Here is a 24577-nt window from a genome sequence, read left to right as displayed (position 1 = left end):
AGGCCGAGTGTCGCAGTTATAAAAAAGAAACTCCGGTTTTTTGTATAGAACCCTTGCAAAAAATCCACCTAGCAGGAGTTTTCTTTTTAGATCCTAAGAGGCAAGCCGATTTCTAAACATCTGTCAAAGTTATGAAAGGCCTATTATCCTTTATCCCTAAATATATCGATTGGTTGAATAATAACGCTCCTACAGGAGACGCCGAAAAATATCCGGAAACGAATTCCGAATTCGAGAGTTCTATACCCGGCATCTATATCTCCGGTGATCTGACAGGTATTCCACTTTTAAAATATTCCGTACAAAGCGGGGTTTCTGCGATCCGTAATATCCTCCAAAAACCCAGAAAGAAAATCAAAGGGCACTTGGATGTTTTGATCGTAGGAGCAGGTCCTTCTGGGATCGCCGCAGGGATAGAAGCCAAGAAGAATGGTCTGGACTTTCTGATCTTAGAAGCAAACCAACCCTTTCATACAATCACAAGTTATCCAAAAGGAAAACCTATCTTTGCGGAACCTTTCGAACTGGAAGTGGAGTCTCCGATCCAGATCAAAAACACGACCAAAGAGGGTCTTTTAAAAGACCTGGAATCAGTATTAAAAAAACATAAACTCCCCATCTTAAACGGAGAGAAGGTGGATACGATCCGTCCTACTAAAGACTCGGGATTTACGATACTAACTGAGTCTGGGAAAAAATTTCATACGTCCTATGTTTTACTTGCAATCGGAAAATCAGGAGACAGTAGGCGCTTAGGAATTCCCGGAGAAGAACAAGAAAACGTTTTTCATAGACTGATCGATCCGCAAGACTTTCAAGGAGAAAACGTTTTAGTGGTCGGCGGAGGAGACAGCGCAATAGAAGCCGCGTTATCTTTAGTGGACGTTTCATCCTCCATCACTTTATCTTATAGAGAGTCCGAAATTTCCAGACCAAAAGAAGAAAATAAGCTCAAATTCAAAAAAGCGGTCCAAGAGAATCAGATCCGATTTTTACCCAATTCAGTCCTAGAAAAATTCGGATCCAAACAAGTTCGGCTAAAACAAGGGTCTAAAACAAGAACCGAAAAAATAGATTCTTCTTTGGTTCTCATCGGTTCGGAACCCCCCATCCCATTTTTAAAAAAAATAGGGATCAAGATCCGAAACTCATTCAACTCTAAGGAAATTCTCGGATTTGTTTCCTTATTCTCCTTTGCATTATTTTTATATTTCGGCAAAGCCTCCTTTTATGCCTCATACTGGTATTCCTGGGTGGCCTTAGGTTCCGGGACAGTCTTTGCGGTGTCTTCCGTTCGATTTCTATTCTCTAAAGACGTATTCTTTGGTTGGAAATGGAGAACATTCAAAAATCTTTATTTACTCTCCGCTGCACTTTATTTTTCTTTCGTGTATCTAAGCGCCAAATATATAGGACTTTATTTATTCGGAAAATATCCTAGTTTCCATTATACCGTTCTATATTCCGCGACGATTTTATTTTTCGGGATTAGAAGGATCTGGGTTAGGCCCACACAATATATAAAATTACAAACGATTACTTTAATATTGATCCAGGTTTTCCCTCTTTTCCTATTACCCGAGATCATTCTTCCTTTTTTAGGAGAGAAATCTTTATTAGGACCTTCTAATGGATTTTTGCTGACGCAGGTTTTCCCGGATGGCGCCTATTGGAAGGCCTACGGATTTATCCTAGCTTGGCCTTTGAATATGGGAGTGTTATACGACGGAGGGATCACCACCTTCTGGTTAGTTTACGGATTCCTAATGAGTTTCGGGCTTATTCCATATTTAGTTTATAAATTCGGAAAAGGTGCCTATTGCGGATGGATCTGTTCCTGCGGCGGTTTGGCGGAAACCTTAGGCGACGAGTACAGGAACAAAATGCCTCATGGAAAATTGGCTTACAAACTAGAACATTCAGGCCAATGGATATTATTCATAGCGGCTATTCTCACAGTCGCCAAACTTATCGGAAGTTCAGGACAATTTTTCCGGCCTTTGGAATTCGGAGCGGATTCTGTAAAAGTATATTACGATTTAATTGTGGACCTAGGCCTAGGAGGAGTTGTAGGCGTCGGTGCATATTTTATGTTTTCCGGACGGATCTGGTGCAGAATGTTCTGTCCACTTTCAGCGCTCATGCATATCTACGCTAGGTTCAGTAAGTTCCGGATCTTCTCCGAGAAAAAAAGGTGTATCTCTTGCAATATTTGCACTTCTGTTTGCCACCAAGGGATCGATGTGATGAATTATGCTAACAAAGGAAGACCTATGGACAGTGTTCAATGTGTCAGATGTTCCGCTTGTGTGGTGAATTGTCCGACCCAAGTCCTTTCGTTCGGAAAATTAGAAAAGAACAAACAAGTATCGGATAGGCTAAAAGCAGTATTATAGATATTAGCGGATTTTTATTCCCAAGGCTTCTTTAGTTGGATTTTTTCTTGTCAATTTATTGTACCGGGAGACAATCCCCTGCCTATGAGTTCTTTCCTTACACATGTCCAAGATAGATTAAAAGTCTGCGGTCCCTTATCTTATAAAAATATGTTCGGAGGTTTCGGGATCTATTCCGGATCACAGATCTTTGCGATGGTCATTAAGGATCGATTGTATTTCAGAGTGGGAGAATCCAACCAAGCTGAGTACGAATCTTCGGGAATGACCCCATTCACTTACACGGGTAAAGACGGAAAAATGGTCCGCGTTTCCTATTGGGAGGTTCCGGAAGAAGTTTTAGAAGACGACGAAGATCTGATTTTCTGGTTCAGAAAATCTTTGGCGGAAGCAAATAAAGCTTCTTCTTTAAAAAAGAGAACAATTCCCAAAAAGAAAAGTATTCCAAAGAAGAAGGCGACAAAATCGAAAGTCTCCTCCTCCAAGAGATCGATTACAAAGAAAAAAGCGGCTCGCAAAAAGTCAGTCAAACGTCTTGTTAAGAAGACTTCAGTTAAACGTAAAGTTGCGGCAAAAAAGAAGAAGGTCCGCTCCCGCTAAATTCTACAGATACTGATAAAAATCAAACAGGCCCGATGGGGCCTATATACGGTTTTTTCAATTTACTTTCTCGGGCCGACTGTTACTCTGGAAGAATGAAATCGAGATCCTTGAAAGTCCTGGTGGCTTGCGCCTTACTTTCTATTCTCGTGCCTGCGTTCAATTGCGGCCCTTTTTGCGAGATCGAAGCCGGTACTTCCGACTCCTCCCCTTGCCATCAGGACCAAAACCGGGACAGTGGTCCCGTATGTGATTGGGATCTTGTTTCCATCAAAAAGGAAATAGAGGACTCCCGCTCCATTCTATCCTTTCCTGTCCAAGTTTTCGAACATTTCAGAATGAGTTTAGGGGCTCTGGTGCGTATTTGGTCGTTCTTCCCCTTTCAAATCAAATTCGAAAAACTTTCCAACTCGGAAACACTTACCCATCTCTCTTACGTCAGAATTTTAATCTAGATCTCACATTATAATATTTTGTTTTTATAATGTGAGGTTATCGTGCGCTTTTCTTATATACCCGTATTTTTATCTATTTTTTGGATATTATTCCTCCCAGTTCAGGCATCGGAGAATGATCCCGGAAAAGAATTAGACTTAAATTCTATTATGACAATCGCGGAGAAAAATTCTCCTTTGCTCACCGCGATCCATTCCGATTTAGAAAGCCTTTTTTATAAAAGGAAACAGGAAGGTAGGACACAAAACCCTTCCGTGTATCTCGACTACGGTCAGAGAAAGGCAGCAGACGAATCCGGTGCGGAATATGCCGTACAAATCGAGCAGCCTATTTATTTTCCAGGGAGGAAAGAGCTCAAACAACTTTTGGTGGATAATGATTCCAAGATCAAAGAGATCCAACAAATAGAAGCCTATAATTCCATCCGACTCAGCTCGATCAAATTCGCCTATCGTTACTTAGTGGCAGCGGATAAGAAAAATCACGTAAAAGAAAGACTTAAGAGACTTTCCTTGATAGAAAGTTATATCAAAGCGAGGCCCTTCTTCACTCCTCAGGCAAAAACGGACCTATTCATCATAGAAACCAAAATCCTAGCTCTGCGGAAACATTTTAACGATCTTGAATTGGGAGCCGCAAAAGATTACGAATCCTTAAACTTGTATTTAAGACAAGAATCCGTACCGAACCTGAAAATCCCATATTTTCGATCCGGAGTAAAATTCGATCGAAAGGAACTGGAAAAGAAGGCGGTTTCTCAAAATCCGTCTATTCTTGCCGCAAGAGGAGAATTGGATAAGGCCAGAACGGAACTCAGATTAGCAAACTTGGAAAAATATCCGGATTATTCCATAACCAGCCAGATCGGAGAGGATAAATCCGGTGTTGCCAACCGATTTTACGATTTCGGATTGAAATTCAGGATCCCTGTTTGGGACCAATTTCAAAATAAAGTGGCATCTGCCGAGACCAACATGAGGTCAAAGCAGGATCGACTAATATATCAGGAAAACTTAATACAAACTTCCTTTAATCAATCGTTTTTGGACTATGAACAATCCAAGATCAACTTGAGACTTTATGATCTGGCCCAATTGGATCGTATCGACCGTGATCTGAACTTCGCGGATATGGAGTTCAAAAGAGGAAGAATTCAACTTATCAGCTACTTGGAACTAGAAAACCAGTTACACGAAACACATCATGCGGTTCTGGACGCTCAAATTTCCCATTTAGAAAGCCTTCTCAACCTGCTTTATATCACGAACGAAAAAGACATTTTAGGAGTAATGGGCAATGCTAGCCAGACTTTTGAATACCAGCCTAAATAACCCATTCTTATCAGTAGGACTGGTTTCGTTTTTATTAATATTCTCCTTCTATACATTAAACGAAGTGCCGATAGACGCAGTGCCGGATATCACAAATGTGCAAGTGATCGTCACTACGGATACCGGCTCCTTGGATCCGGAACAAGTGGAGAAGGTGATCACTTTTCCCCTAGAAACGGAACTTTTAGGGCTACCGAATCTGATCGACGTTCGGTCCGTATCTAAATTCGGTTTATCTAATATATCTCTGATCTTTAAGGAAACTACGGATATTTATCAAGCAAGAGCAATGGTAGCGGAAAGGATATCCAGCGCTAAGGAAAAACTTCCTCCCGGTGTAACCCCCACAATCGTTCCGAATACTACAGGGCTTGGAGAAATATTTTTTTACTCGGTAGAAGCGGTTCCGAACTCCGAACTAGACAGACTTCCCGAAGAGAAAAAACTTTTATTTTTAAGGACGGTCCAGGATTACGTGGTTCGCCCCCAGATCAAAGCGATGGTTCCCGGGATCGTGGAAGTGGATTCCAACGGTGGTTACGAAAAAGAGATCCATATAGATCTAGATCCGAACCGTATGAAACGTTGGGGACTTTCTATCGATCAGATCATACGAGACATTGCCACCATTGGAGAAAGTTTCGGCGGTGGATTTATAGAGAACTCAGGAAAGATCTCCATCGTAAGAGCTTACGGTCTTAAAAAAAATCTAAATGAAATTTCCGCCATTTCAGTCAGAAGGACTCTGACAGGCGGATCCGTAAGAGTCTCGGATATAGCTGATGTAAACGAACACGGCACACCGAGATTGGGAGGGGCAAGTTCCAACGGAAAAGAGATCGTACTCGGTACAGCCTTAATGCTAAAAGGAGAAAACAGTTATAAAGTAAACGAAGATCTCCATAAGGCAGTCTCAAATCTCAGCCTGCCGGAAAATGTGAAAGTGAGGATCCTATTGGAAAGATCCTTCTTAATCCAGTCCACCATCAAAACGGTCCTAAAAAACCTGGGAGAAGGTGCGATCTTAGTAATACTTACACTTTTTCTAATATTATTCAACTTGAGAGCGTCCTTGATCGTAGCATTCATCATTCCGGGTTCTATGTTACTCGCTTCCGTTTGTATGAGATTTTTCGGGATCTCTGCCAACCTAATGAGCCTGGGAGCGATCGATTTTGGACTTTTGGTGGATGCGTCCATAGTAATTACGGAGAATGTTCTCTCCAAATTTGAGACCGGAAAATTCTCAAACAAAGAAGAAAAGAGAAAGATGATCTTAGATTCTTCTTTGGAAGTACTAAAGCCCGTATCTTTCGGGATCTTGGTGATCATGTTGGTCTATGTCCCGATCCTAACCTTGGATGGGATCCCCGGAAGAATGTTCCGGCCTATGGCGGAGACAGTCCTTCTCGCTTTAGGTTTTAGTTTATTCTTAGCAGTTTTCCTTCTTCCTCCTCTATTATACTTCTTCCTATCGCCCAAAAATTTAGGAACGCATAGTCGGAAAAAAGACAGCAAGATAGTAAATTGGTATGCGGAAAAATTACCGAAGATCTTAGACCAACCTCGTAAGATCATTCTATATTCCCTAATTTTTTTCGCTGCGACACTTCTGATGTATTTCAGAATGGGAACAGTATTCCTTCCTAAATTAACGGAAGGTGATCTGATGTTGGTCATAGTCAGAAATGGGAACACGGGATTGGAAGAAAGTTTACGAGAGCAAAAAGAACTAGAACTTTTCCTAGGGAAAATGCCGGAAGTCGAAAGTGTATTTTCTAGGATCGGAACTAGTTCGGTCGCGAACGATCCGATGGGACCATTTAATGCGGATACATTCATCATTCTAAAAAAGGATATACTACCGGATCTTTTAGAAAAAAGAACTTGGGAAAAATTTTTGGATAAGATCGAAGCATCGGTAAAAGAAAAATTCCCGGAATCGGAACTGACGTTAAGCCAACCGTTAGAAGCCAGATTTAACGAATTATTGGAAGGAAGCAGAGCTGATATAAGTGTTAGGATCTTAGGAAAGGATCTGAACGTTTTACTCAGACTCCAAGAAGAATTGAAAAATACCCTAGAAAAGATCCCCGGTGCGGTGGAAGTCGAGTTAGATCCGATCATGGCATTAAGAAAATCGAACGTAATCGATGTAATCCCGGATAGCACAAAACTAAAATATTATAATATCTCCTTACCTTTATTTAACTCAGTGTTGGAAAGTTCCATGAGCGGATTCGAGTTAGGCGGATTTTACGAGGAAGAAGTCAGATTCCCCATTAAGATCCGGCTCTCGGAAGAATTTCGGAACAGAGAATCTGAAATAGGAGATATCACCGTCGGAACGGAAGACGGAGGAACTGTGCCGATCCGACTATTGGCTTCCATCCAAAAAAAAGAGAAGGTCATGACCATTTCCAGGAATAGATCCAGAAGATTCGTGGCTGTTTCCGTAAACTTAAGAGGTAGGGACTTGGAAGGATTTTATAAGGAAGCGGTCACTCAGGTCTCAAAATTACAGATCCCTAATGGATATTCCATTTTCTGGGGAGGGCAGATAGAAAATCTTTCCCATGCAAAAGAAAAATTATCGGTAATCATTCCTGCCACATTATTCATGATCTTCACCGTTCTTTACTTGGGGCTCAGATCGATCAAGCAGGCACTGCTGGTGTTTTTCTGCGTTCCTTTTGCCTTGACCGGAGGGATCTGGTTCCTATTTCTACGGGGTATGGACTTAAGCGTATCCGCATTCGTAGGGTGTATCGCTCTTTCCGGAATTGCAGTCTTAAATGGACTCGTAAAATTATACACGATCGATCGGATCCGAGAAGAAAGTAAACTCGGAGTAAAAGAAGCGGTACTAGAAGGTGCAGTCAGTCGGATACGCCCGGTAGTCATGACTGCGTTAGTCGCTTCTTTCGGTTTTATTCCAATGGCGTTCGGAACAGGGTTAGGGGCGGAAGTCCAGAAACCTCTGGCCACAGTTGTGATAGGAGGGATTTTTTCTTCCACGATCCTAACCCTGGTATTATTACCCGCATTCTACTATTGGTTGGAAAAGGATTAAAAATGACTATACGCCGACTGCTTGCAATTTTTTCTTAAGGACTGTGGCAGCCAAGGCGTAACCTCCGCCTGCCCCATCGATAAAATGGACTTCTCTTTCCGTTCCCGCGTGTAATAGACAGGTCATCAAGGCTCTATCCGAGATATGGATCCCAAAATGTAATTTTCCCGCCTTCTCCGCCTCCGCTAAACTTGACTCTAATTTTTTTCTATCCGCGGTATCCGTAGCAAATACCATTTTGAACGTTCCGTCGAATTTCCTAAAATCGGAAGAGATAATCTGATAATTTTTCAACTTATTGAGTTTATAGTGAAACGCTTTTAAAGGGAGATTCCAACGTATCGCAAGTTCCGCACCGTACGTTTCGAATTTAATTTTCCAGAGATACAATTTTTTTAATATACTGTTTCCTTTGGAAGAAGCGATAGCTTCCTTATTCAAAACCGAAGAAGAATGTTCTATGATCAGATTTTCTTCTCTCAAGGGATGATATTCCCTCTCGGAACCGTACAAAGAATCGATCAAGGAAAGTAAACCGGAGAGAGTTTTTGCAGCTTCCGAATCGGAAGTCGAATCGATCTTAACGATAAGAGCGACCATTTCCCCTTTTGGACTTTGGATATCTTTCCATCTACACGTAAATCCTGAAAAATCAGCGCGAATATTCGGAATATAAGAATTATCTGTTAAATACTGGGAGTCCGGTTCTTTGATCTTAATCTCAGCGTAAGCCACACCTGTTCCCCCTAAAACAGCCTGTGTATAATGTTTAGAGATCCTAAGTTTGGCCATAGTCAGACTATAACCCGCTTCGTAAATATCGGAAACAGGCACAAACCCGATACGAAGATCCATCTTAAAATAATCTCTTACGAATTCTCTCGTATCAGCAAGAATGTCCTGGATCTCCCTTAATCTAGAACCGGGAAGCAAGATGGTCACACCGTCCCCGCCGAAAAAGAACGGAAACTCCATGTCCTTGAGAAGATTCGTGATCCCCATCAAGGTCAGTCCCCCTGCCATATTCACATCCTTGTATCTGCCTTCTAAGATCGCTTCCGTGGATTTTACGATATCCGTAACGATCACGATCCAATCTTCGGGGACCTTTCTATAATGTTTACTGTCGGTAACTTCCGAAAATTGGGAAATCTCCGGAAGCTCCTTATAAAAGTTTGTGGTAGAATGTGATAGGATATTCATCGGGTTGGCCTACCGAACTTTGACTGATTTTCGTCGTAAAAGGTCGTCCTTTTTTCCAACTCGTAATATTTGATTTGGGAATAGTGGATGCAAAAGCTTTTCCGAAAGGTTCGCATGGCAAAAATCCGGAGAAGAAGTTTTTTCAACCGGAACCGTCGGGATCGGAATACATTAGAATGAAGGCGACAGAAGAAAACGAACACCAAACAATTCCTTCTTCCTTCGATCTGCAAGATAGGATCCTAGAAAAAGGAAGGGAATTATTTCGCCTAAGCGATGCCTACGAAGATGGTCTTTTTAGTGCATATAGACTATTCTCCAAAAGTCTTTTGTTCCTGGAAAATCGGCCATTATTAAAACTTCAGGCGTTTCGATTCGCAGATCTATTTCCGAGCCTCGGTTCTCTTTCTTCTATTGCACGTTATATCCGGATCTATTTTGTCGAAACTACTACGGAACTTCCTAAATGGATCATATTACTTCTTTCCATATTTTTATCCAATCGACTCAGTTCCGTATTCGTTGCGTTAGGCGCAAAGATCGGGATTCAATTAACCGCAAAATTTTTTATCTTAGGAAGGACCTACGGCTCGGATCGTAAAAAGATCATCGATAGATACAGAAAAGGGATCTCTTCCACTATAGATATATTGGGAGAAGCTGTACTTTCCGAAAAGGAAGCGGAACGATATATCTCCGAATACTTACTTTTATTGGAAGAAGTTTCCAAGGACAAAGAACTTTCAGAAATACGAAAAAAACAATTTCCCGGAGAGCCTACCGGAAACGTTTCCGTAAAATGTTCATCTCTTTATTCCCAATTAGACCCACTCGCGCATGAATCTTCCGTGACTCATTTAATGGAGAAGTTACGGCCGATCCTGCACTCAGCAGTTACCAAAAATGTTTTTATTAATCTGGATATGGAACAGTACGAGACCAAGGATATCATAATGGATACAGCTTTCCGCATCTTTGCAGAACCCGAGTTCCAAGAGTATCCACATTTCGGGATCGTGGTTCAAGCTTATCTGAAATCATCCCAGAAAGACCTGCAAAAAGTAATTGAATATTCCAAAAAAAGAAAATACCCGCTGACCGTTCGTTTGGTCAAAGGCGCTTATTGGGAATATGAGATGACACAGTCGGCTCAAAAAGGCTGGGAACCTCCCGTTTTTCTCATAAAATCGGATACGGATAAAAACTATGAAGAATGTTCGTTACTCTTATTGAAGTCCTACCCTCATATACGACCTGCATTCGGTTCTCATAATATAAGGAGTCTTTCATCCGCATTCGTAAGAGCGGCGGAATATTCCGTCCCGGAAAACTTTTTCGAAGTACAAATGTTATACGGAATGGGGGACTCATACAAGAAGGCGATTCGCAGTTTAGGGATCTCAGTCAGAGAATATTCCCCTATCGGAGAAGTGATCCCCGGTATGGCTTATTTGGTAAGAAGGTTACTGGAAAATTCCACTAACGAAGGTTTTTTGAAAAACATCAATGCGAACAGAAAAGATCGGGAACGATTATTGTATTTGGAGAGTCCGAGATCAAAATGAGCTTTCATCTTAATTCAAATTTTCAAAACGAGCCCCTTAGGGATTTTTCCAAAGAAGAAGAAAGAATCGTCCTAAACAAAGGATTTGTTTCTATCCGAAAAGAATTCCCGATACAAGTATTTCCGATTGTCTCCGGAAAAACAAAAAAAACTTCCGTTGTTGTTCCCGCTTTAAATCCTGCAAACACCGTTGAAAAAATCGCAGATATACATTATGCGTCTTTGACAGATGCGGAAGACGCCGTCAAAGACTCGGTCCGATTTTTTGAAACATGGAAAAATACAAAGGCCGAAATCCGGATCGGATTCCTGAAAAAAGCAGCCGATATTCTGCGCTCCCGAAAAGCGGAACTCACGGTACTAATCTCTTTAGAAGTAGGAAAAGGGATCAAAGACATTGATGCCGAAATCGCAGAGGCGATCGACTTCTGCGAATTTTATGCTAACGAAGCCGAAAATATTTTCCAGCCCAGAAAAAGAGATCTTTTAGGAGAGGAGAATATTTACACATACATACCAAGAGGTGTCACATTAGTAGTCGCTCCTTGGAATTTTCCTTTGGCTATCCTCTGCGGAATGACAGTGGCACCTTTGGTCGCGGGAAACCCGGTGATCATGAAACCTGCAGAACAATCTTCCGCAATCGCATTCAAACTTTTCAATATATTACTCGAAGCGGACATCCCTTCTTCCGCACTACATTTCTTACCCGGAAAAGGAGAAGAGATCGGCGCCTATTTAGTGAAACATCCTGAAGTTCACACGATTAATTTTACCGGTTCCAGAGCTGTAGGATTAGGAATGATCCGAGAAGCCGCCGCCCAAGATCTAAAATTCGTAAAGAAGGTCGTCGCGGAAATGGGAGGTAAAAACGCCATAATCGTGGATGAAGATGCGGATCTAGACGAAGCCGTGATCGCATCCTTACAATCCGCATTTGGATTCCAAGGACAAAAATGTAGTGCACTTTCACGCATTATACTTTTGGAATCCAATTACGACACGTTCAAAAGCAGATTTATAGACGCCTTACAATCCTTAAAACCAGGGTTACCCGAAGATCCTTCAGTAAAAGTCGGACCAGTGATAGATTCCGAATCCAAATCAAGGTTAGATAGTATAGCCGCTCAATTCTCTTCTAAGATCCTAAGTAAACTTAATATGGGAGAAAGCCAAAAACAAACCGGCCATTTTGTGGAGCCTATCATTTTTGAAAGTGAGGATCCTAGTTCGCCACTGGGACAAACGGAATTTTTTGGACCGTACGTTACCTTATTCAGAGCAAAAAACTTTGAAGATGCGATTAAAATTGCGAATAACGTGGATTATGCTCTTACAGGCGGAGTTTTTTCCAGAAATCCTAAGAATATACGATATGCAAAAGAGAAATTCGAAGTTGGAAATCTTTACATTAACAGAGGGATCACCGGAGCTGTAGTAGACAGGCAACCGTTCGGAGGATATAAACTCTCCGGAGTAGGCGCCAAAGCCGGTGGTCCGGATTATCTAAAACAATTTTTAGAACCAATTAGCATCACCGAGAATACGATGAGAAGAGGATTTATTCCGGAAACTTAGGACCCTCTTCTTTTTTTCTTGATTCTATTGCGAATATGTTCAAAAAGAACGGACATGATCCGTTATTAATAAGAAATACGTTTATCCGGAGAAATATTAATGAAAGAAGAAATTGGAACATTCGTAAAAACGGCAGTCAAAAGTTCCGCAAAAATATTTCTACTTTCCTCTATAGCGCTCTTTTTAGGATTTATTCTTAATCTATTTCTATTAGCATTTTGTTTTCCCGAAATGAAAAGTATCGCATCCGATCTTGGGCCGATGCCAATCGCAAGAGCGGGAGGGATCGGTGCAATACTTGCTTTAATCGTAATAGTCTTGGAATTATGGCCGATCGTTCTTTTAGTGATCGGGTTTGCCTTCGTGTTCCCTTTTCTTTATTTCATAGGGATCAAAACATTTCTTTTAGGTAGAGAATTAGGAAATCTAGTCTCAGCGAACAAAACCTGGTTCACGGAAAACGTTTCTAAAACACTTTCCGAAATGATCAAAAAGAAGGTCGGATCCGAAAAAATAGACAACTGGGGAATGTTTATCTCTTCTAAACTCAAAGATCTACCTACGTTTTTACAGGAGAAGGAAAACTGGCCCAAGGCTCTTCGTTTCATTTTGCAGACCTTCTTAAAAAAGATCCGAATCGCGGAATTCGCAGAAGAAGTCGCAACAGTTTACGAACAAAAGGGAACACAAGATATCTCCGTTCTAGAAGAAATTATCAAAACCAGCTTAAACAAGGCGATAGATAAACAGATGGAGCCTTCTCCTCCTTTATTTTTTTATACGGTTTTCGGAGCAAATTTCGGGATATTTTTGCTCATCAAAATTTTCGTATAAATATACAACTTATAGTAACAATTTTTGAATTAGGGCGAAGTATTTTCCGCTCCTTCTCAAATATCGCTTTTATGAAAAGGTTAAATCTTTCACTCTTATTATTACTATTTATTTCTTATTGCAGTAGTTACGAAGAAATGAATCTGGAAGAAGATAAAGCCTTCCGGAAACTCAAAGAATCCGACACATTCTACCAAGAACACTTCATCCAAAACAAAAAAGAAGAAGCTGTAGTCCATTGGATCAGCACAGGTTGTAAACCTGACAAAAGTAAAGTCCTCATTTTTATTCACGGCTCCCCTGGCAGTTGGTCGAATTATCTTAGATACTTAAAAGACCCTGAATTATTAAAAATATACTGTATGCTTGGAGTAGATAGGCCAGGTTTCGGAAAATCATCCGGGGCGATTGCGGATGTAAATCTCCAAGCAGAGAAAATTCTAAACACCATGACAAAACTTCCCGAAATACAAAGAGGCATAAAATCGATCAGTATATTAGGACATTCTTATGGAGGTCCGGTTGCCGCAAGAATGGCTACACTTTACCCCGAAAAATTCCAATTCCTTTTTTTACTAGCCGCCGCTATGGACCCGGAAGCGGAAGAGATAAAATGGTACAACAAAATTGCGGACACTTGGATTGTCGGTTGGATCTTACCGGAAGAATGGGCCTATAGTAATTCGGAAATGTTACCTTTGAAAAAACAGTTAAAAAGTCTGGTCCCTGAATGGAAAACGATCAAGGCTAAAACAATTGTAGTCCAGGGGGAAGAAGATACACTTGTAGATCCAAAAAATCCGGAATTTGTTCGGAAATATTTTTCCACAGAGGTAAAAACATATCTCCTTCCGAAGGAAGGACATTTTTTGCCTTGGAAAAATTACGATCTAATTCATAAATTGTTAATAGAGTTCTCGGAATAAACTAAGCTTCTAAGATAGGGTTTTTCCCGAGAAATTTCGCGTATTCTTCGACCGCTTTTTTCAGTTTCTTTTTAAAATTTGCATTTAGCGATTTGTAAGGATTTATTTTCAAGATAACGTCTTCTTTTTTTAATTCTCTTTGCCAAATCCCGCTTACCCAACCGTTGATTACCAGAGTCGGCCTAAAAAGATCATCTGCCGGAGTTAAAAGTTTTTTGGCAGGGGGGTCCATACAATCTTTACGATCGGTATAGGCCAGTAAAAACTCGTCAAACGCAGGCAGAAGGAATAAAGTATCGGATTTGTTGTCCACTACCTCCAACTTTTTCGGAATATAATAGGTCTGATCATCTTTTTGAATTCCGGTCAATTTAGGAGCGAGACTTTCTATACCGAGCTTTGCATCCTTTATATTCAACCCGGACCACCATACAAAGTCCGCCAAAGTAGCCGGAGCCCTAGTATCAAAATACTTTTTAGTGATTTCATAGAGGGCTTCTTCCTTCGGCTTTTTAGCTCTTTTGATCTTAGGGATCCATTCTTCGATCAATGTATAAGTAAAATCCTTGTCCCTTCTCGGACCGAAACAAATCAAACCTTCCAAGCCTGCTCTTTGTAGAATATGGGATAATCTGGTAGTGTTCGTGATAATTCCCGATTTTTCTAAAATGGAAGATATTTCCTTTCTAGTGAGAAAGTTTTGGTTCGATAGATTTTTAGAAAGAATGGAATAACATTTTTTTAATACTTTGGGATCTAACTCTATTTTTTTATAATGAGCTGCATATTTTGAAACGGTAGGAGGGCCCAATACGTCCAATAACCAATAAATATCTTTGGCGGAAACTACGTGTAATGTTCCTCTCAAAGGCCAAGACCTGATGATCTTTCTGTCTAAGAATGCGGACTCGACGTCTACTTCTTTCAAACCGGGAGCTCTAAGCCCAATAGCCCATTTAGAGGCAGCGTAGTCCTGGCCTTGGATAGCGCCCAAAGCTTCTACCACTTTTTCAGGAGTAGAATATTGGGGGGCTGAAACATGTAGATGTTTTAGTCTTGTTAATGCGATATTCACGTAAGAGAATTAAATATAGGAAATGACGATTTTCGGAAATCATTTTATTATTTCTTAAAACAGACCGACGCAAGTATTCTTATGAAATATTTACTGGATCATCGAAATTTTTCCCGATCAAATACGGAAAAATACTACCTATCCAAACCGAAAATAGGATCATAACAAAGTTTATGGCGGAAGCGCTTAAGAACTTTTACGATGACAAGGCTCTTTTAGAAATAGGGACCCAATTCTCTATAGTATTATCTCATAAACGACCGGAAGAATGGGTCCAAGAGATCAAACGTAAAGATTGGAAGAAGTTGGAACTCAAACAAAGGATCCATAGAATCGCAGAAGTACTATCAAAGTCTCTACCAAAACCATTCCCAAAAGCAGTTTCTCCTTTATTAAAAATTTCGAAAGTTCTGGAGAAAAAATTCCCGGGCACCCAAAGATTTTATATCATCTTCTTAGGTGAAACGGTTGAGATCTCAGGCGCAGATCATCCGGACGAATCCTTATACTGTATGGAAAGGATCACTCAAATCATCTCCTGCGAATTTTCCATCCGAGAATTTCTGATCCGATATCCTGATATCACTTGGAAAAAAATGTTAGAATGGTCCAAACATTCACACCCGGGAACCAGGAGATTAGCAAGTGAAGGTTCCCGCCCTAGATTGCCTTGGGGGAAAGGGATTCCAGGATTAAAAAATGATCCGGAAAAGACTCTTTCCATCTTGGAAAATTTAAAGAACGATCCGGATGAGGTAGTCCGCAGAAGTGTTGCCAATCATCTTAACGATATTTCTAAAGATCACCCCGACTTAGTGATTTCTATCGCGAAAAAATGGATGGGCAAATCCGAAAATACGGATCTTTTACTAAAACATGCGCTTAGAGGTTTATTAAAACAAGGCAACTCGGATACACTTTCTATCTTTGGATTTTCCAAGAGCAAATCCGCTAAAATTTCTAAATTGGAACTCCAGCCTAAAGAAGTAGAGATCGGAAAACATCTAACTTATCGATTTGAAATGAAGTCGGAAACGAAAGAACCTACACTTTACAGATTAGAATCCAAGATCCATTACCTGAAACCTTCCGGAAAATTTTCCGTAAAAGTGTTTCAGATAGAAGAAAAAGAATTTTCTCCTAAAGAAACAAAAGTATACGAAAGAAAACAATCTTTTCAGCAGATGACCACGAGAATACATTCTCCCGGACTCCACAAATTGGAAATCATTGTAAACGGAGAAACAAAGGCAAAAGCCGAATTTAAAGTTTCTCAGCCTAAATCGGCAAAACAACGGAAACGTTAAATTCTTTCGATTCGGATTTCCAAACGACTCGTAAAAAAATCCGGGTAAACCAAGATCAACGTATGAATCTATTCTTACCCATAATCTTTGCTCTTCTGTCCGGACTTGCGATGTCCATACAACCCGGTATCAATTCCATATTAGGAAAAAATATAGAAAGCCCTTGGCTTGCTTCCACTATTTCCTTTTTCCTAGGGACCATTGCATTGGGAATCATAACTATTGCCTTAGGAGAAATGAAGTCCACTTCGTTCTTAGTAGAAACAATCAAAGAACAACCTTGGTGGATCTGGATTGGAGGATTTTTAGGAGCAATCGTAGTCACCTCGTCTTTAGTTTTCGCACCGAAACTAGGAGCCACGAGTTGGATCGCATTATTTTTATTAGGCCAAGTAGTCACTTCTATCTTATTAGAAAAATGGGGAGCATTAGGATTTCCTGAAAAACCGATTTCAGCACAAAAGATGATCGGCTTGGGGTTGTTGGTTCTTAGTGCATGGTTGGTTCGAAGAGGGTGAGTGAATTTGGAAAAAATCGTGAGAACAAAAGGGACGATTGCGTAAAGCAACCTTAGGCCAAGATTTTGTAGGAGCTCCTACAAAATTTTTAAAGAAATAGTCATTGAGGAAAATGCGAAACTATGATAGAAGGCAATTGCTTCTCCCGCGGGACCCTCCTCCACCACCCGAACCAGGGTGGGGGCCGCCTTCCACCCCATGTAGGACCTCCAACAAATCCCCGATCCAGGCCAGCATTCGGCACTGCCGCGGTAGTGATGCGAAGGGCTTTAGTCCGGGCAAAAGCCCGGATGAGCGCGAATGCGCGAACCCGCAGCAGCACGACTCCCGCGAAGCGGGAGAACCGCCCAAATAAATTATAAAAAAGATAATTAGATTTTTCTAATAATCTTCGTCTGACCAGCCTACGTCCTTCAGGAAGTCGTCGTAAGTGCCGTCAAAGATCCTGATAGTGTCGTTATCAAAAACGATCAACTTGGTCGCGACGGCTCTAAGATGCATCTCGTTGTGAGTGACCATGATGACCGAACCTTCGAACTCGTCGATCGCTTCGATCAATGCATCGCAAGACTGCATATCCAAGTGGTTGGTGGGCTCATCCAAAAACAGAAGATGACAAGGGGTTACCAAAATTTTCCCAAGCATCACCCTACTTTTCTCGCCACCCGAAAGGACCTTGATCTTTTTCAAAGACATATCGTCGGAGAACATCAATCCGCCTGCGATCGTTCTCGCGAGCCACTCGGTGCAAGATTTATCCGCACTCATAATTTCTTCGGTGACGGTAGCGTTCTCGTTCAGATTTAATTTATTCGTCTGACCGAAATAACCTTCCTTCAACGCAGGATGTTTTTGGATCCTTCCGGAACTCGGTTGGAGTTCCCCGGCAAGAAGTTTCAGAAGAGTGGACTTACCCTTACCGTTTTTACCGATAATACAGATACGATCTCTCTTCCCAACACTGAGAGAAAAATCGGAGATCAAAAAAGGTTCCTGTCCCGAATAAGAGAAAGAAATATTTTCCGCAGACAACATTTGGCTCGCGGCGAAAGGTGCGGCGTTAAAATATAATTCCAAACTTTCGATCTCTTCTAAGGCTTTCATCTCGCCTTGTTTCTCCAGTTTTTTCACTCTGGATTGAGCGCGACTCGCAAAACTCGCCTTCGCTTTAAAACGTGCAATAAAGATCTCTTCTTGTTTTCTCTTTTTTGCCTCGTTCAAACGGGTCCTTTCGTAAATTTCTTCCGCCTGATTGATCTGATTATAAAGTTTATCCGTATCGCCTTGGACTTTAATCGCCTTCGTCCGATGGATCGCGGCAGTGTGAGTAACCACACTATCCATAAAACTTCTATCGTGAGTGACCAGAATGATCTCACCTTCCCACTCTCGTAAAAATTCCTCGAGCCAACGGATCGTTACGATATCTAAATAGTTATTCGGCTCGTCTAACATAAGTAAGTCGGGACTGGACACCAGAAGTTTCGCCAAATTCATCCGGATTTGATAACCACCCGAAAACTCCTCCGGACTTCTTTCCATATCCGCTTCCGAAAAACCCAGACCGGACAAAACTTTTTCAACCTGCCAAGTCTCGTATTCTTCTCCCTCAGGAAGACCAAGCGCACATTCTTCCAGCACTGTTGGCTTAGTAAATTTCAGATGTTGTTGCAAATGCCCGATCTTATAACCCTTCGGCACAGTGATAGAACCGGAATCAGGTTCCACATTCCCTATGATCATCTGGAACAAAGTGGACTTACCGTGACCGTTCCTTCCGACAAGCCCCAACTTTTCGCCCCGATTCAAACTCAGATTCAGATCATCGAATAACAAATTAGAAGTATAAGATTTATGAAGATTGGAAATTTTGATCATCTTTACGCGCGCTCTATATAAGAGCCTGTCCCAAAAGGTCCTGGCTCTTGAAGCCTGGAAATCTTTCCCTATAGGTAAGCCTAAGTTTTGGGACGGACTATAAGCCAAGGTTTTCCAAGGGTCCCAGATTTCACCTAAAATTGACTGTAGGAATTCCAACATGTATAAAGAACAGGGCGTTTCCCGCGAGCAGGACCTCCAACAACAGAAGTCTTTCGGAGAACCTCGCGGGCCGGGCTACTTCAGGCTTCGCTTACGCTTCGGCCCCCTCGCCTTCAGCTACGGGGTCCGCGTTCCGCGCCTTTCGTATCCCTAACGCGTCCTAATTGAGAAATTGATTTCCAAAGACAAAATACGGCAGAGGTCGTTTTGAAATGGAAACAGTGATTGATCGACTGAATAAAGTTTTTTCGATCTAAATACCTATTGACTTTACATATATAGACCGGTTTATATAGTTAGGCCCCTAAACGGATTTTATATCTCACAAATCGAGGTTATATGAAACATTTGAGTATGATCGGAGCAATCTTAGGACTTCTGGTTTCCTGTGTAACCTGGACGGTAAACTCGCCTGACAAAGTCACATTCCCCGAGGCAAATCAGAAAAAGTCGATACTACATTATAGTTTGGTTTCCACAAACGCCTTAGCCCCCGTTCATGAAAAATTAAAAAACGGATTCGCGAAGGGGATCGAAGATTCTAAATTGTTTGAAAGCGCAGTCCTCCACGAAAGTTTTGAGCGATACTACCAGATCGAAAAAGGAACCGCAGATATCTTCCTCGAGGTAAGGCAAGTTGAAAGACAAGTCGGAGGGTTCGCAGGAGGAAGCATGATAACAAATGCTTTCTTTTCCGGTATTACCTTATTCATAATCCCTTTATACGTACAAAGCAAATTCGACTATGAATTCACTATTTTTTTCTTTAATGCCAAGACCAAAGGTTATGATAAAGTTAGCACCAAAACTTACAGTTTGTCAGGCCACACTATAATGGGTTGGCTAACTCTACCCTTTATCTGGATCAACCTTTTACTAAAAGGCCCGGAAGATATATCGGAAGCAATGATGGACGATTTTTTGTACCAACATTTTCCACAAAAAAAATAAGTAGGAAATCGAATCTCGAACGGAGCTCATTCCGGATAGGAATGAGCTAAGAACACTATCTCTACGTCCAACAAAAACCCTATTTGATCTAACACAGGTAACCTTTACATGTCATTGTCCGAAAAATATTTACTTTCTGCTTCATTTATATTTCTTATAATCGGTTTATTAACGGGTGTCTGGAAATATTACCGTATCGCTCGCAGCAAAAACGCAACGGCCCCTATATACATAGATATCGCTCATCGAGCTTCTCTTTTGTATTCATTTGCTTGTTTGGTATTATCTAAATTTGCTTCTCTAAGCGTCTTTATGGAAGAAGTCAACGCTTGGTCTGCGTTGGTAACGATTTTTTTCTTTGGCTTTGCAATTTCCACATATCTGATTCACGGTATATTAGAAGATACCGAAAATCAATTCAAGTCCCCGCATCTATTGGGAAAATTCCGGATCCCGAAATGGATATTTCATTCGTCTATGTTTGCCTTAATTGTAGGAGAGCTCGGAGGGACAATGATATTGGGGATCGGAGCTCTTAGATCGATTTGGTGACCCCATAACCGGTATGCCTTCAAAAATTTTAACTAAACAAAAGAAGTCTGCAAGTAAGGTTTCAGGTCGTGATAAGCTATTATTGGCTACCGGAAATCTATTACGTAAATACGGCTATTTTGGTACCGGACTTTTGCAGATCGTAAAAGAAAGTAAAACGCCAAAGGGTTCCTTGTATTTCCATTTTCCCGGCGGAAAAGAAGAATTGGCCGGCGAGGCTTTGAAATTATCCGCTCGAGAATGGTTTATACATCTTTCCGTTCCGATCCAATCGGCCAAATCCGCTTCGGAAGCCGTGAAAAAAGTTTGCGAATGGATTGCCAGGGATATCGAAAGCTCCGGATACGAACATGGATGTCCGGTGGCAACGGTCGCATTAGAAGCGGCAAATACGATCGATAGTTTACATCTCATCGCAAAAGAAAATTACCAAGAATGGGAACGAACAATCGCGATGATATTACGGAAAGACAATATTCCAAATCCGACAGCATTATCCACTTTGATCCTTTCCTCTATCGAAGGGGCTATCCTATTAAGTGTATCTTATCGTAATTCAACTCCTTTAATCTCTGTAGGTAAGCTTCTATCAAAGATCATATCATCCGAAAGAGAGTCGTAAATAACCTATATTCTTTTAATATTATAGATGTCTAATTTCTGCTGGTTGATTTTGCCAATTATTATGTAAACCGTCCGCATACCAAACGGGTGCTTCGATTATATCCTTAAGATCCGCATTATCTAAAGTCGAAATAGCTACGCTTACGAAAGCACCCCCAATTTCTTCAATATATCCCTTTGAGAAAGTTCTCACTCCGCAATTCTTACAGAAATGGTGTTTACTACTTTTTGTGTTAAATTCGTAAAAGTTAAGACTCTCTTCTCCGCTCAATAAATGAAAAGATTCAGGTTTAACGATAATGGACCAGTTCCGGACCTTTCTGCAAAAAGAACAATTACATCTGCTTGTACCCGCACTCAAATCCAGATCCGCTTCGTAACGGACAGCGCCACAATGACAACTTCCAGTATATTTTTTAAGGCTCATAGATAACTCCTTTTGTGGTCTAGCGAATTAAGGACCCTCGATCCGTAGACGAAAGATAAGTATACGAATTAAACATGACAAATTCTGTCATATTTAGAAATGAAGTTTTGAAAAAAATGAAATTTGTCCTTTTATATCCCTTGTATCTTGTTCGTTTGAATTTGAACAAAAACGATTATTAAAGGTTAAAATTTCTTTCTAAGGATCTTCTTCTTAGGTCCGCCTGCTCCTTGTAAGAATAGGATCCATGCCTTCTCAAAATATTTGGAACGTTTGGATTGAGAACTGAATTCTTTACTTCCCAAAAGCACCTCGTTTAAAGGATAATAGGCGATAACTTGAAGCAATTGAGTGGTCAAAAACTTTGGATCTAACTGTGCCAGCTCCTTCGATCTTTGCGCTGAGATCACAAGATTAAAGATCTTAAGATAGGAGGGATTTCCTTCACATTGTAAGTTAGCTGCGATTTTCGGTATTTGTTCCGCTTCCGAAATTGTCATCCGATAGAAATCCACTATCTCGTCTAAAACGACTAATTCCAATAATCTTCTGCAAGATTCCTGTAAAGTCCTCAAAGGACTCTCCTTATCGCATTCGATCCGATTAAGTAGATCGAAAAATTTTCTCTTTTGAAATTCCATCACGGCCAAGAACAGATCCGATTTAGATTCAAATCGCCTATAAATCGTATGTTTACCCGAGCCGCAAACTAAAGCAACCTGCTCCATAGAAGTCGCATTAAATCCTTGGCTCGAAAAAAGTCCCAAGGCGGTAGTCAATATCCGATCGGATATACCGTCTGAGATTTCCTTGGGTGGGCGCCCTGTTCTGATCTGCCGGACCTTCTTTGCCATTTTCCTTTTCCGAATATTCCATTCGGATCGGCCATAAGATCTTGTTTCATTTTTTCGGGTCAAGAATTCTTCCGGGAAACCCATCAAAAGCCTTATTTATAAATAATTTGACACAGAAAAATCAATTCCGAACTAATGGAACGATACCGTGCCGTTCTATATTGGGAGAATACATACATGGATCCGAAAGATAAAATCATATTGGTGTTAGGAGCTACCGGGCAACAAGGAGGAGAAACCGCAAAGTATCTGCTTAAAAACCGATGGAAGGTAAGGGCTTTCACCCGAAATCCTTCTTCCGAGAACTCCTTAAGGTTGAAGGACCTTGGAGCGGAAATTTTCCAAGGTGATATGGAAGACCCTTATTCTTTGGACTTAGCAATGCAAGGGGTGTACGGTGTATTCAGTGTCCAACCGTCCGAATGGGAACCGAATGAATCGACTGATGCAAACGAAGTTAAAGTTGGAAAGTTAGTCGCAGATTCCGCTAAGAATGCAAAAGTTTCCCATTTAGTTTATTCTTCCGTAATTGGAGCGGAAAGGCAATCCGACTTTCGGAAACATAAATGGGAGATCGAAAAATATATACATAACTTAGGGATACCTTTCACGATACTAAGACCTACGGGTTTTATGGAAAACTTGATCCATTCCCGTTCGGGAATACCGGGAGGACGATTATACGAGACAGTCTCTCCGGACAGTCGTATTCACTTGGTTTCAGTGGAAGATATAGGAACCTTCGCCGGTTTAGCCTTCGAAAATCCTGGAAAATATTCAGGAAGGACCATCGATCTCGTAGGAGATAGCCTAACTCCATTACAAATTGTAGATATACTTTCGATAGCTTTAGATAGACGAATCGAATATATGCGGATCCCGCTCGAAACGGTTTACTCACATAACAAAATTTTAGGTCTTTCGACGGAATGGATCAATCGAGAAGGTTATCCGAAAGTGGATATAGATTCCCTTCGGATAGAAAATCCCGGTCTTTTGAACTTTTCGCAGTGGTTGGAAAAAACAGGAAAGGTAAAGATCGAAGAAGCTTCTATCGGATCTTAGAGAATTCAACTTCCGAGCAGCGTTTGCTTTCGTCTTCCGATCGGTTGATTCGCTCTTTAAATTCGGCTTTACCTATCTATTTTTCCCGGATTGGGATTGACCGAATATTGTAGCAATCGTTACAATGATTCAAAAGGTAACTATTCCTCGGAAGATCGGACGAAGCCCAAGGAATAGATAAAATGTCCGGAGCAATATATCTTTTAAATTCCCTAATGAGCGGTGAAAATCCAAAGGATGGAGAAAGAAAAATCGAAAATCCAAACGATTCTATATTAGGAGAATATTATGGGGCAAGCGACATCGACGAGAGTCCAGCCAAAAATACGTAAACCGAAATTTCCTTTGGAAGATATCGCCAAAGAAAGAGGTTTCGGCAAAAAGATCCCATTCTTTACGGCATTTCTTTCCAGCTTAAGCGTATTGTTTCCGGAAGGAGAACGTTTTTTTATACGTTCCGTCAAAGCGTTTAGCGAAGAAGTTGATCCGGCTTTAAGAAACGAGATTAAAGCTTTTGCCGGACAAGAGGCGGTACATGGAAACGTTCATGATAAAATGAACGAAAGATTCGTCGAGATCGGTTTAGATTTCCGAAGCCACGAAAAAATGTTCTGCTGGTTGTTCTTCGATATATTAGAAAAGAACATTTTGAAAATATTTCCCGTTTGGGGAAAAAGACTCGCTCTCTCCATCACCGCGGCAGCCGAACATTTCACTGCTACTCTCGGAAGATTTTTACTCTCTCTCCCCGAACAACGTGTCGCTTGGATCGATCCCATAAGCTGGAAAGTGATCGAATGGCATGCACTGGAAGAATTAGAGCACAAGGCTGTGGCGTATGACGTGTATCGTGCTTCCGGCGGCGGATATTTCACTCGTATTCTTGGAATGACGATTGCGGTTCAACTACTCGGTCTTTTAGCGATCGTCGGAACGATCAGGGCCTTATTCTATTTCGGCATTCCGAATCCAAGCCAGATCGTTAGAGATCTTCGCTTTTTCTTTGGCATCCCTGGTTTTGCTTGGGCAGTGATCTTCTATATTTTGGAATATTATATTCCGGGATTCCATCCGAACGATCAAGACGATCACTTACTTTTGGAAAAGTTCGAAAAAGTTATGACGGCTCACGGATATTAAGAATATACCAGATTCTTTTCATAGGTAGGAACTCCTACGACGATCAACCTCTACTCTGATCTC

The 24577-nt window shown here is 41.1% G+C and carries 22 protein-coding genes; 17 read left to right on the top strand and 5 right to left on the bottom strand.

The features are described from left to right. The first annotated feature begins 131 nt into the window (after nt 1-131). The 5 genes from AB3N61_RS03680 (at nt 132) to AB3N61_RS03660 (ending at nt 7856) form a co-directional block, all read left to right on the top strand. A complete protein-coding gene (locus tag AB3N61_RS03680) occupies nt 132-2396 on the top strand; it encodes an NAD(P)-binding domain-containing protein (protein ID WP_367898509.1) in 2265 nt (754 codons plus the stop codon). 84 nt (nt 2397-2480) lie between these two features. Continuing rightward, nucleotides 2481-2996 carry a TfoX/Sxy family protein gene (locus tag AB3N61_RS03675; protein ID WP_367898508.1) on the top strand — a complete coding sequence of 172 codons (516 nt, stop codon included), beginning with the start codon at nt 2481-2483 and terminating at the stop codon, nt 2994-2996. Nucleotides 2997-3091: 95 nt separating this feature from the next. Next, nucleotides 3092-3451, top strand: a complete 360-nt coding sequence (locus tag AB3N61_RS03670; protein WP_232421081.1) for a hypothetical protein — start codon at nt 3092-3094, stop codon at nt 3449-3451. 147 nt (nt 3452-3598) lie between these two features. Next, a complete protein-coding gene (locus AB3N61_RS03665) occupies nt 3599-4783 on the top strand; it encodes a TolC family protein (protein ID WP_412758402.1) in 1185 nt (394 codons plus the stop codon). After that, a complete protein-coding gene (locus AB3N61_RS03660) occupies nt 4749-7856 on the top strand; it encodes an efflux RND transporter permease subunit (protein ID WP_367898506.1) in 3108 nt (1035 codons plus the stop codon). Before AB3N61_RS03665 ends, AB3N61_RS03660 begins: the two co-directional genes overlap by 35 nt. Nucleotides 7857-7862: 6 nt before the next feature. Here AB3N61_RS03660 and AB3N61_RS03655 read toward each other — a convergent pair whose 3' ends face one another. Further along, nucleotides 7863-9059 carry a DUF3095 domain-containing protein gene (locus tag AB3N61_RS03655; RefSeq protein WP_367898505.1) on the bottom strand — a complete coding sequence of 399 codons (1197 nt, stop codon included), beginning with the start codon at nt 9057-9059 and terminating at the stop codon, nt 7863-7865. A 176-nt stretch (nt 9060-9235) separates the two neighbouring features. Between AB3N61_RS03655 and AB3N61_RS03650 the strand changes: the two genes are divergently transcribed. The 4 genes from AB3N61_RS03650 to AB3N61_RS03635 all read left to right on the top strand — a co-directional run bounded on the left by AB3N61_RS03650 (nt 9236) and on the right by AB3N61_RS03635 (nt 13961). Beyond that, nucleotides 9236-10624 carry a proline dehydrogenase family protein gene (locus AB3N61_RS03650; RefSeq protein WP_367898504.1) on the top strand — a complete coding sequence of 463 codons (1389 nt, stop codon included), beginning with the start codon at nt 9236-9238 and terminating at the stop codon, nt 10622-10624. Further along, nucleotides 10621-12201 carry an aldehyde dehydrogenase family protein gene (locus AB3N61_RS03645; protein ID WP_367898503.1) on the top strand — a complete coding sequence of 527 codons (1581 nt, stop codon included), beginning with the start codon at nt 10621-10623 and terminating at the stop codon, nt 12199-12201. Before AB3N61_RS03650 ends, AB3N61_RS03645 begins: the two co-directional genes overlap by 4 nt. Nucleotides 12202-12300: 99 nt before the next feature. After that, the gene (locus AB3N61_RS03640) at nt 12301-13035 is read left to right on the top strand and encodes a hypothetical protein (protein WP_367898502.1); all 735 of its coding nucleotides are present in this window, start codon (nt 12301-12303) and stop codon (nt 13033-13035) included. Between the two features lie 71 nt (nt 13036-13106). Further along, the gene (locus AB3N61_RS03635; RefSeq protein ID WP_367898501.1) at nt 13107-13961 is read left to right on the top strand and encodes an alpha/beta fold hydrolase; all 855 of its coding nucleotides are present in this window, start codon (nt 13107-13109) and stop codon (nt 13959-13961) included. A gap of 1 nt (nt 13962) precedes the next feature. On the opposite strand, the gene AB3N61_RS03630 is transcribed toward AB3N61_RS03635, so the two are convergent. Next, nucleotides 13963-15036 (bottom strand): winged helix DNA-binding domain-containing protein, encoded by a 1074-nt coding sequence (locus AB3N61_RS03630; RefSeq protein WP_367898500.1) that lies wholly within the window; start codon nt 15034-15036, stop codon nt 13963-13965. A 173-nt stretch (nt 15037-15209) separates the two neighbouring features. Here AB3N61_RS03630 and AB3N61_RS03625 point away from each other — a divergent pair, with 173 nt between their 5' ends. Both AB3N61_RS03625 and AB3N61_RS03620 read left to right on the top strand, forming a co-directional pair. After that, nucleotides 15210-16343, top strand: a complete 1134-nt coding sequence (locus tag AB3N61_RS03625) for a DNA alkylation repair protein (RefSeq protein WP_367898499.1) — start codon at nt 15210-15212, stop codon at nt 16341-16343. Between the two features lie 62 nt (nt 16344-16405). Beyond that, nucleotides 16406-16861 carry a DMT family transporter gene (locus AB3N61_RS03620; protein WP_367898498.1) on the top strand — a complete coding sequence of 152 codons (456 nt, stop codon included), beginning with the start codon at nt 16406-16408 and terminating at the stop codon, nt 16859-16861. A gap of 381 nt (nt 16862-17242) precedes the next feature. Here AB3N61_RS03620 and AB3N61_RS03615 read toward each other — a convergent pair whose 3' ends face one another. Next, nucleotides 17243-18739 (bottom strand): ABC-F family ATP-binding cassette domain-containing protein, encoded by a 1497-nt coding sequence (locus AB3N61_RS03615; RefSeq protein ID WP_020771290.1) that lies wholly within the window; start codon nt 18737-18739, stop codon nt 17243-17245. Between the two features lie 501 nt (nt 18740-19240). On the opposite strand from AB3N61_RS03615, the gene AB3N61_RS03610 reads away from it, so the two are divergent. The 3 genes from AB3N61_RS03610 (at nt 19241) to AB3N61_RS03600 (ending at nt 21026) form a co-directional block, all read left to right on the top strand. Further along, entirely contained in the window at nt 19241-19852 is a 612-nt protein-coding gene (locus tag AB3N61_RS03610; RefSeq protein WP_020771338.1) for a hypothetical protein, read from the top strand. Nucleotides 19853-19960: 108 nt separating this feature from the next. Further along, entirely contained in the window at nt 19961-20404 is a 444-nt protein-coding gene (locus tag AB3N61_RS03605; RefSeq protein ID WP_020771228.1) for a hypothetical protein, read from the top strand. 13 nt (nt 20405-20417) lie between these two features. Then, nucleotides 20418-21026, top strand: a complete 609-nt coding sequence (locus tag AB3N61_RS03600; RefSeq protein ID WP_367898497.1) for a TetR/AcrR family transcriptional regulator — start codon at nt 20418-20420, stop codon at nt 21024-21026. 21 nt (nt 21027-21047) lie between these two features. Here the strand turns inward: AB3N61_RS03600 and AB3N61_RS03595 are convergent, their stop codons facing one another. Together AB3N61_RS03595 and AB3N61_RS03590 are read right to left on the bottom strand one after the other, a co-directional pair. Then, nucleotides 21048-21455, bottom strand: coding sequence for a GFA family protein (locus AB3N61_RS03595; RefSeq protein ID WP_036090779.1), 408 nt, complete (start codon nt 21453-21455; stop codon nt 21048-21050). A 185-nt stretch (nt 21456-21640) separates the two neighbouring features. Continuing rightward, complete coding sequence (locus tag AB3N61_RS03590) at nt 21641-22309, bottom strand: TetR/AcrR family transcriptional regulator (protein ID WP_085988922.1); 669 nt, start codon at nt 22307-22309, stop codon at nt 21641-21643. Between the two features lie 135 nt (nt 22310-22444). Between AB3N61_RS03590 and AB3N61_RS03585 the strand changes: the two genes are divergently transcribed. From AB3N61_RS03585 to AB3N61_RS03575, 3 genes are all read left to right on the top strand, one after another. After that, on the top strand, nt 22445-23374 hold the full coding sequence (locus AB3N61_RS03585; protein WP_367898496.1) for an NmrA/HSCARG family protein: 930 nt from the start codon (nt 22445-22447) through the stop codon (nt 23372-23374). A gap of 182 nt (nt 23375-23556) precedes the next feature. Beyond that, nucleotides 23557-23706, top strand: a complete 150-nt coding sequence (locus AB3N61_RS03580) for a hypothetical protein (protein WP_020771285.1) — start codon at nt 23557-23559, stop codon at nt 23704-23706. 13 nt (nt 23707-23719) lie between these two features. Then, nucleotides 23720-24514, top strand: coding sequence for a metal-dependent hydrolase (locus AB3N61_RS03575; RefSeq protein ID WP_367898495.1), 795 nt, complete (start codon nt 23720-23722; stop codon nt 24512-24514). Nucleotides 24515-24577 lie beyond the last annotated feature (63 nt).

Source organism: Leptospira sp. WS58.C1 (assembly GCF_040833995.1).
Lineage (GTDB): Bacteria > Spirochaetota > Leptospiria > Leptospirales > Leptospiraceae > Leptospira_B > Leptospira_B cinconiae.
Note: the sequence above shows the minus strand (reverse complement) of the source record. Positions and strands in the feature narration are given on the sequence as shown.

Bases quoted from the DNA above. Each gene is read 5' to 3' on its own strand.
- AB3N61_RS03680 (WP_367898509.1), top strand. From the start codon at position 132: ATGAAAGGCCTATTATCCTTTATCCCTAAATATATCGATTGGTTGAAT.
- AB3N61_RS03675 (WP_367898508.1), top strand. From the start codon at position 2,481: ATGAGTTCTTTCCTTACACATGTCCAAGATAGATTAAAAGTCTGCGGT.
- AB3N61_RS03670 (WP_232421081.1), top strand. From the start codon at position 3,092: ATGAAATCGAGATCCTTGAAAGTCCTGGTGGCTTGCGCCTTACTTTCT.
- AB3N61_RS03660 (WP_367898506.1), top strand. From the start codon at position 4,749: ATGCTAGCCAGACTTTTGAATACCAGCCTAAATAACCCATTCTTATCA.
- AB3N61_RS03655 (WP_367898505.1), bottom strand. From the start codon at position 9,059: ATGAATATCCTATCACATTCTACCACAAACTTTTATAAGGAGCTTCCG.
- AB3N61_RS03650 (WP_367898504.1), top strand. From the start codon at position 9,236: ATGAAGGCGACAGAAGAAAACGAACACCAAACAATTCCTTCTTCCTTC.
- AB3N61_RS03645 (WP_367898503.1), top strand. From the start codon at position 10,621: ATGAGCTTTCATCTTAATTCAAATTTTCAAAACGAGCCCCTTAGGGAT.
- AB3N61_RS03640 (WP_367898502.1), top strand. From the start codon at position 12,301: ATGAAAGAAGAAATTGGAACATTCGTAAAAACGGCAGTCAAAAGTTCC.
- AB3N61_RS03635 (WP_367898501.1), top strand. From the start codon at position 13,107: ATGAAAAGGTTAAATCTTTCACTCTTATTATTACTATTTATTTCTTAT.
- AB3N61_RS03625 (WP_367898499.1), top strand. From the start codon at position 15,210: ATGGCGGAAGCGCTTAAGAACTTTTACGATGACAAGGCTCTTTTAGAA.
- AB3N61_RS03620 (WP_367898498.1), top strand. From the start codon at position 16,406: ATGAATCTATTCTTACCCATAATCTTTGCTCTTCTGTCCGGACTTGCG.
- AB3N61_RS03615 (WP_020771290.1), bottom strand. From the start codon at position 18,739: ATGATCAAAATTTCCAATCTTCATAAATCTTATACTTCTAATTTGTTA.
- AB3N61_RS03610 (WP_020771338.1), top strand. From the start codon at position 19,241: ATGAAACATTTGAGTATGATCGGAGCAATCTTAGGACTTCTGGTTTCC.
- AB3N61_RS03605 (WP_020771228.1), top strand. From the start codon at position 19,961: ATGTCATTGTCCGAAAAATATTTACTTTCTGCTTCATTTATATTTCTT.
- AB3N61_RS03600 (WP_367898497.1), top strand. From the start codon at position 20,418: ATGCCTTCAAAAATTTTAACTAAACAAAAGAAGTCTGCAAGTAAGGTT.
- AB3N61_RS03595 (WP_036090779.1), bottom strand. From the start codon at position 21,455: ATGAGCCTTAAAAAATATACTGGAAGTTGTCATTGTGGCGCTGTCCGT.
- AB3N61_RS03590 (WP_085988922.1), bottom strand. From the start codon at position 22,309: ATGGCAAAGAAGGTCCGGCAGATCAGAACAGGGCGCCCACCCAAGGAA.
- AB3N61_RS03585 (WP_367898496.1), top strand. From the start codon at position 22,445: ATGGAACGATACCGTGCCGTTCTATATTGGGAGAATACATACATGGAT.
- AB3N61_RS03580 (WP_020771285.1), top strand. From the start codon at position 23,557: ATGTCCGGAGCAATATATCTTTTAAATTCCCTAATGAGCGGTGAAAAT.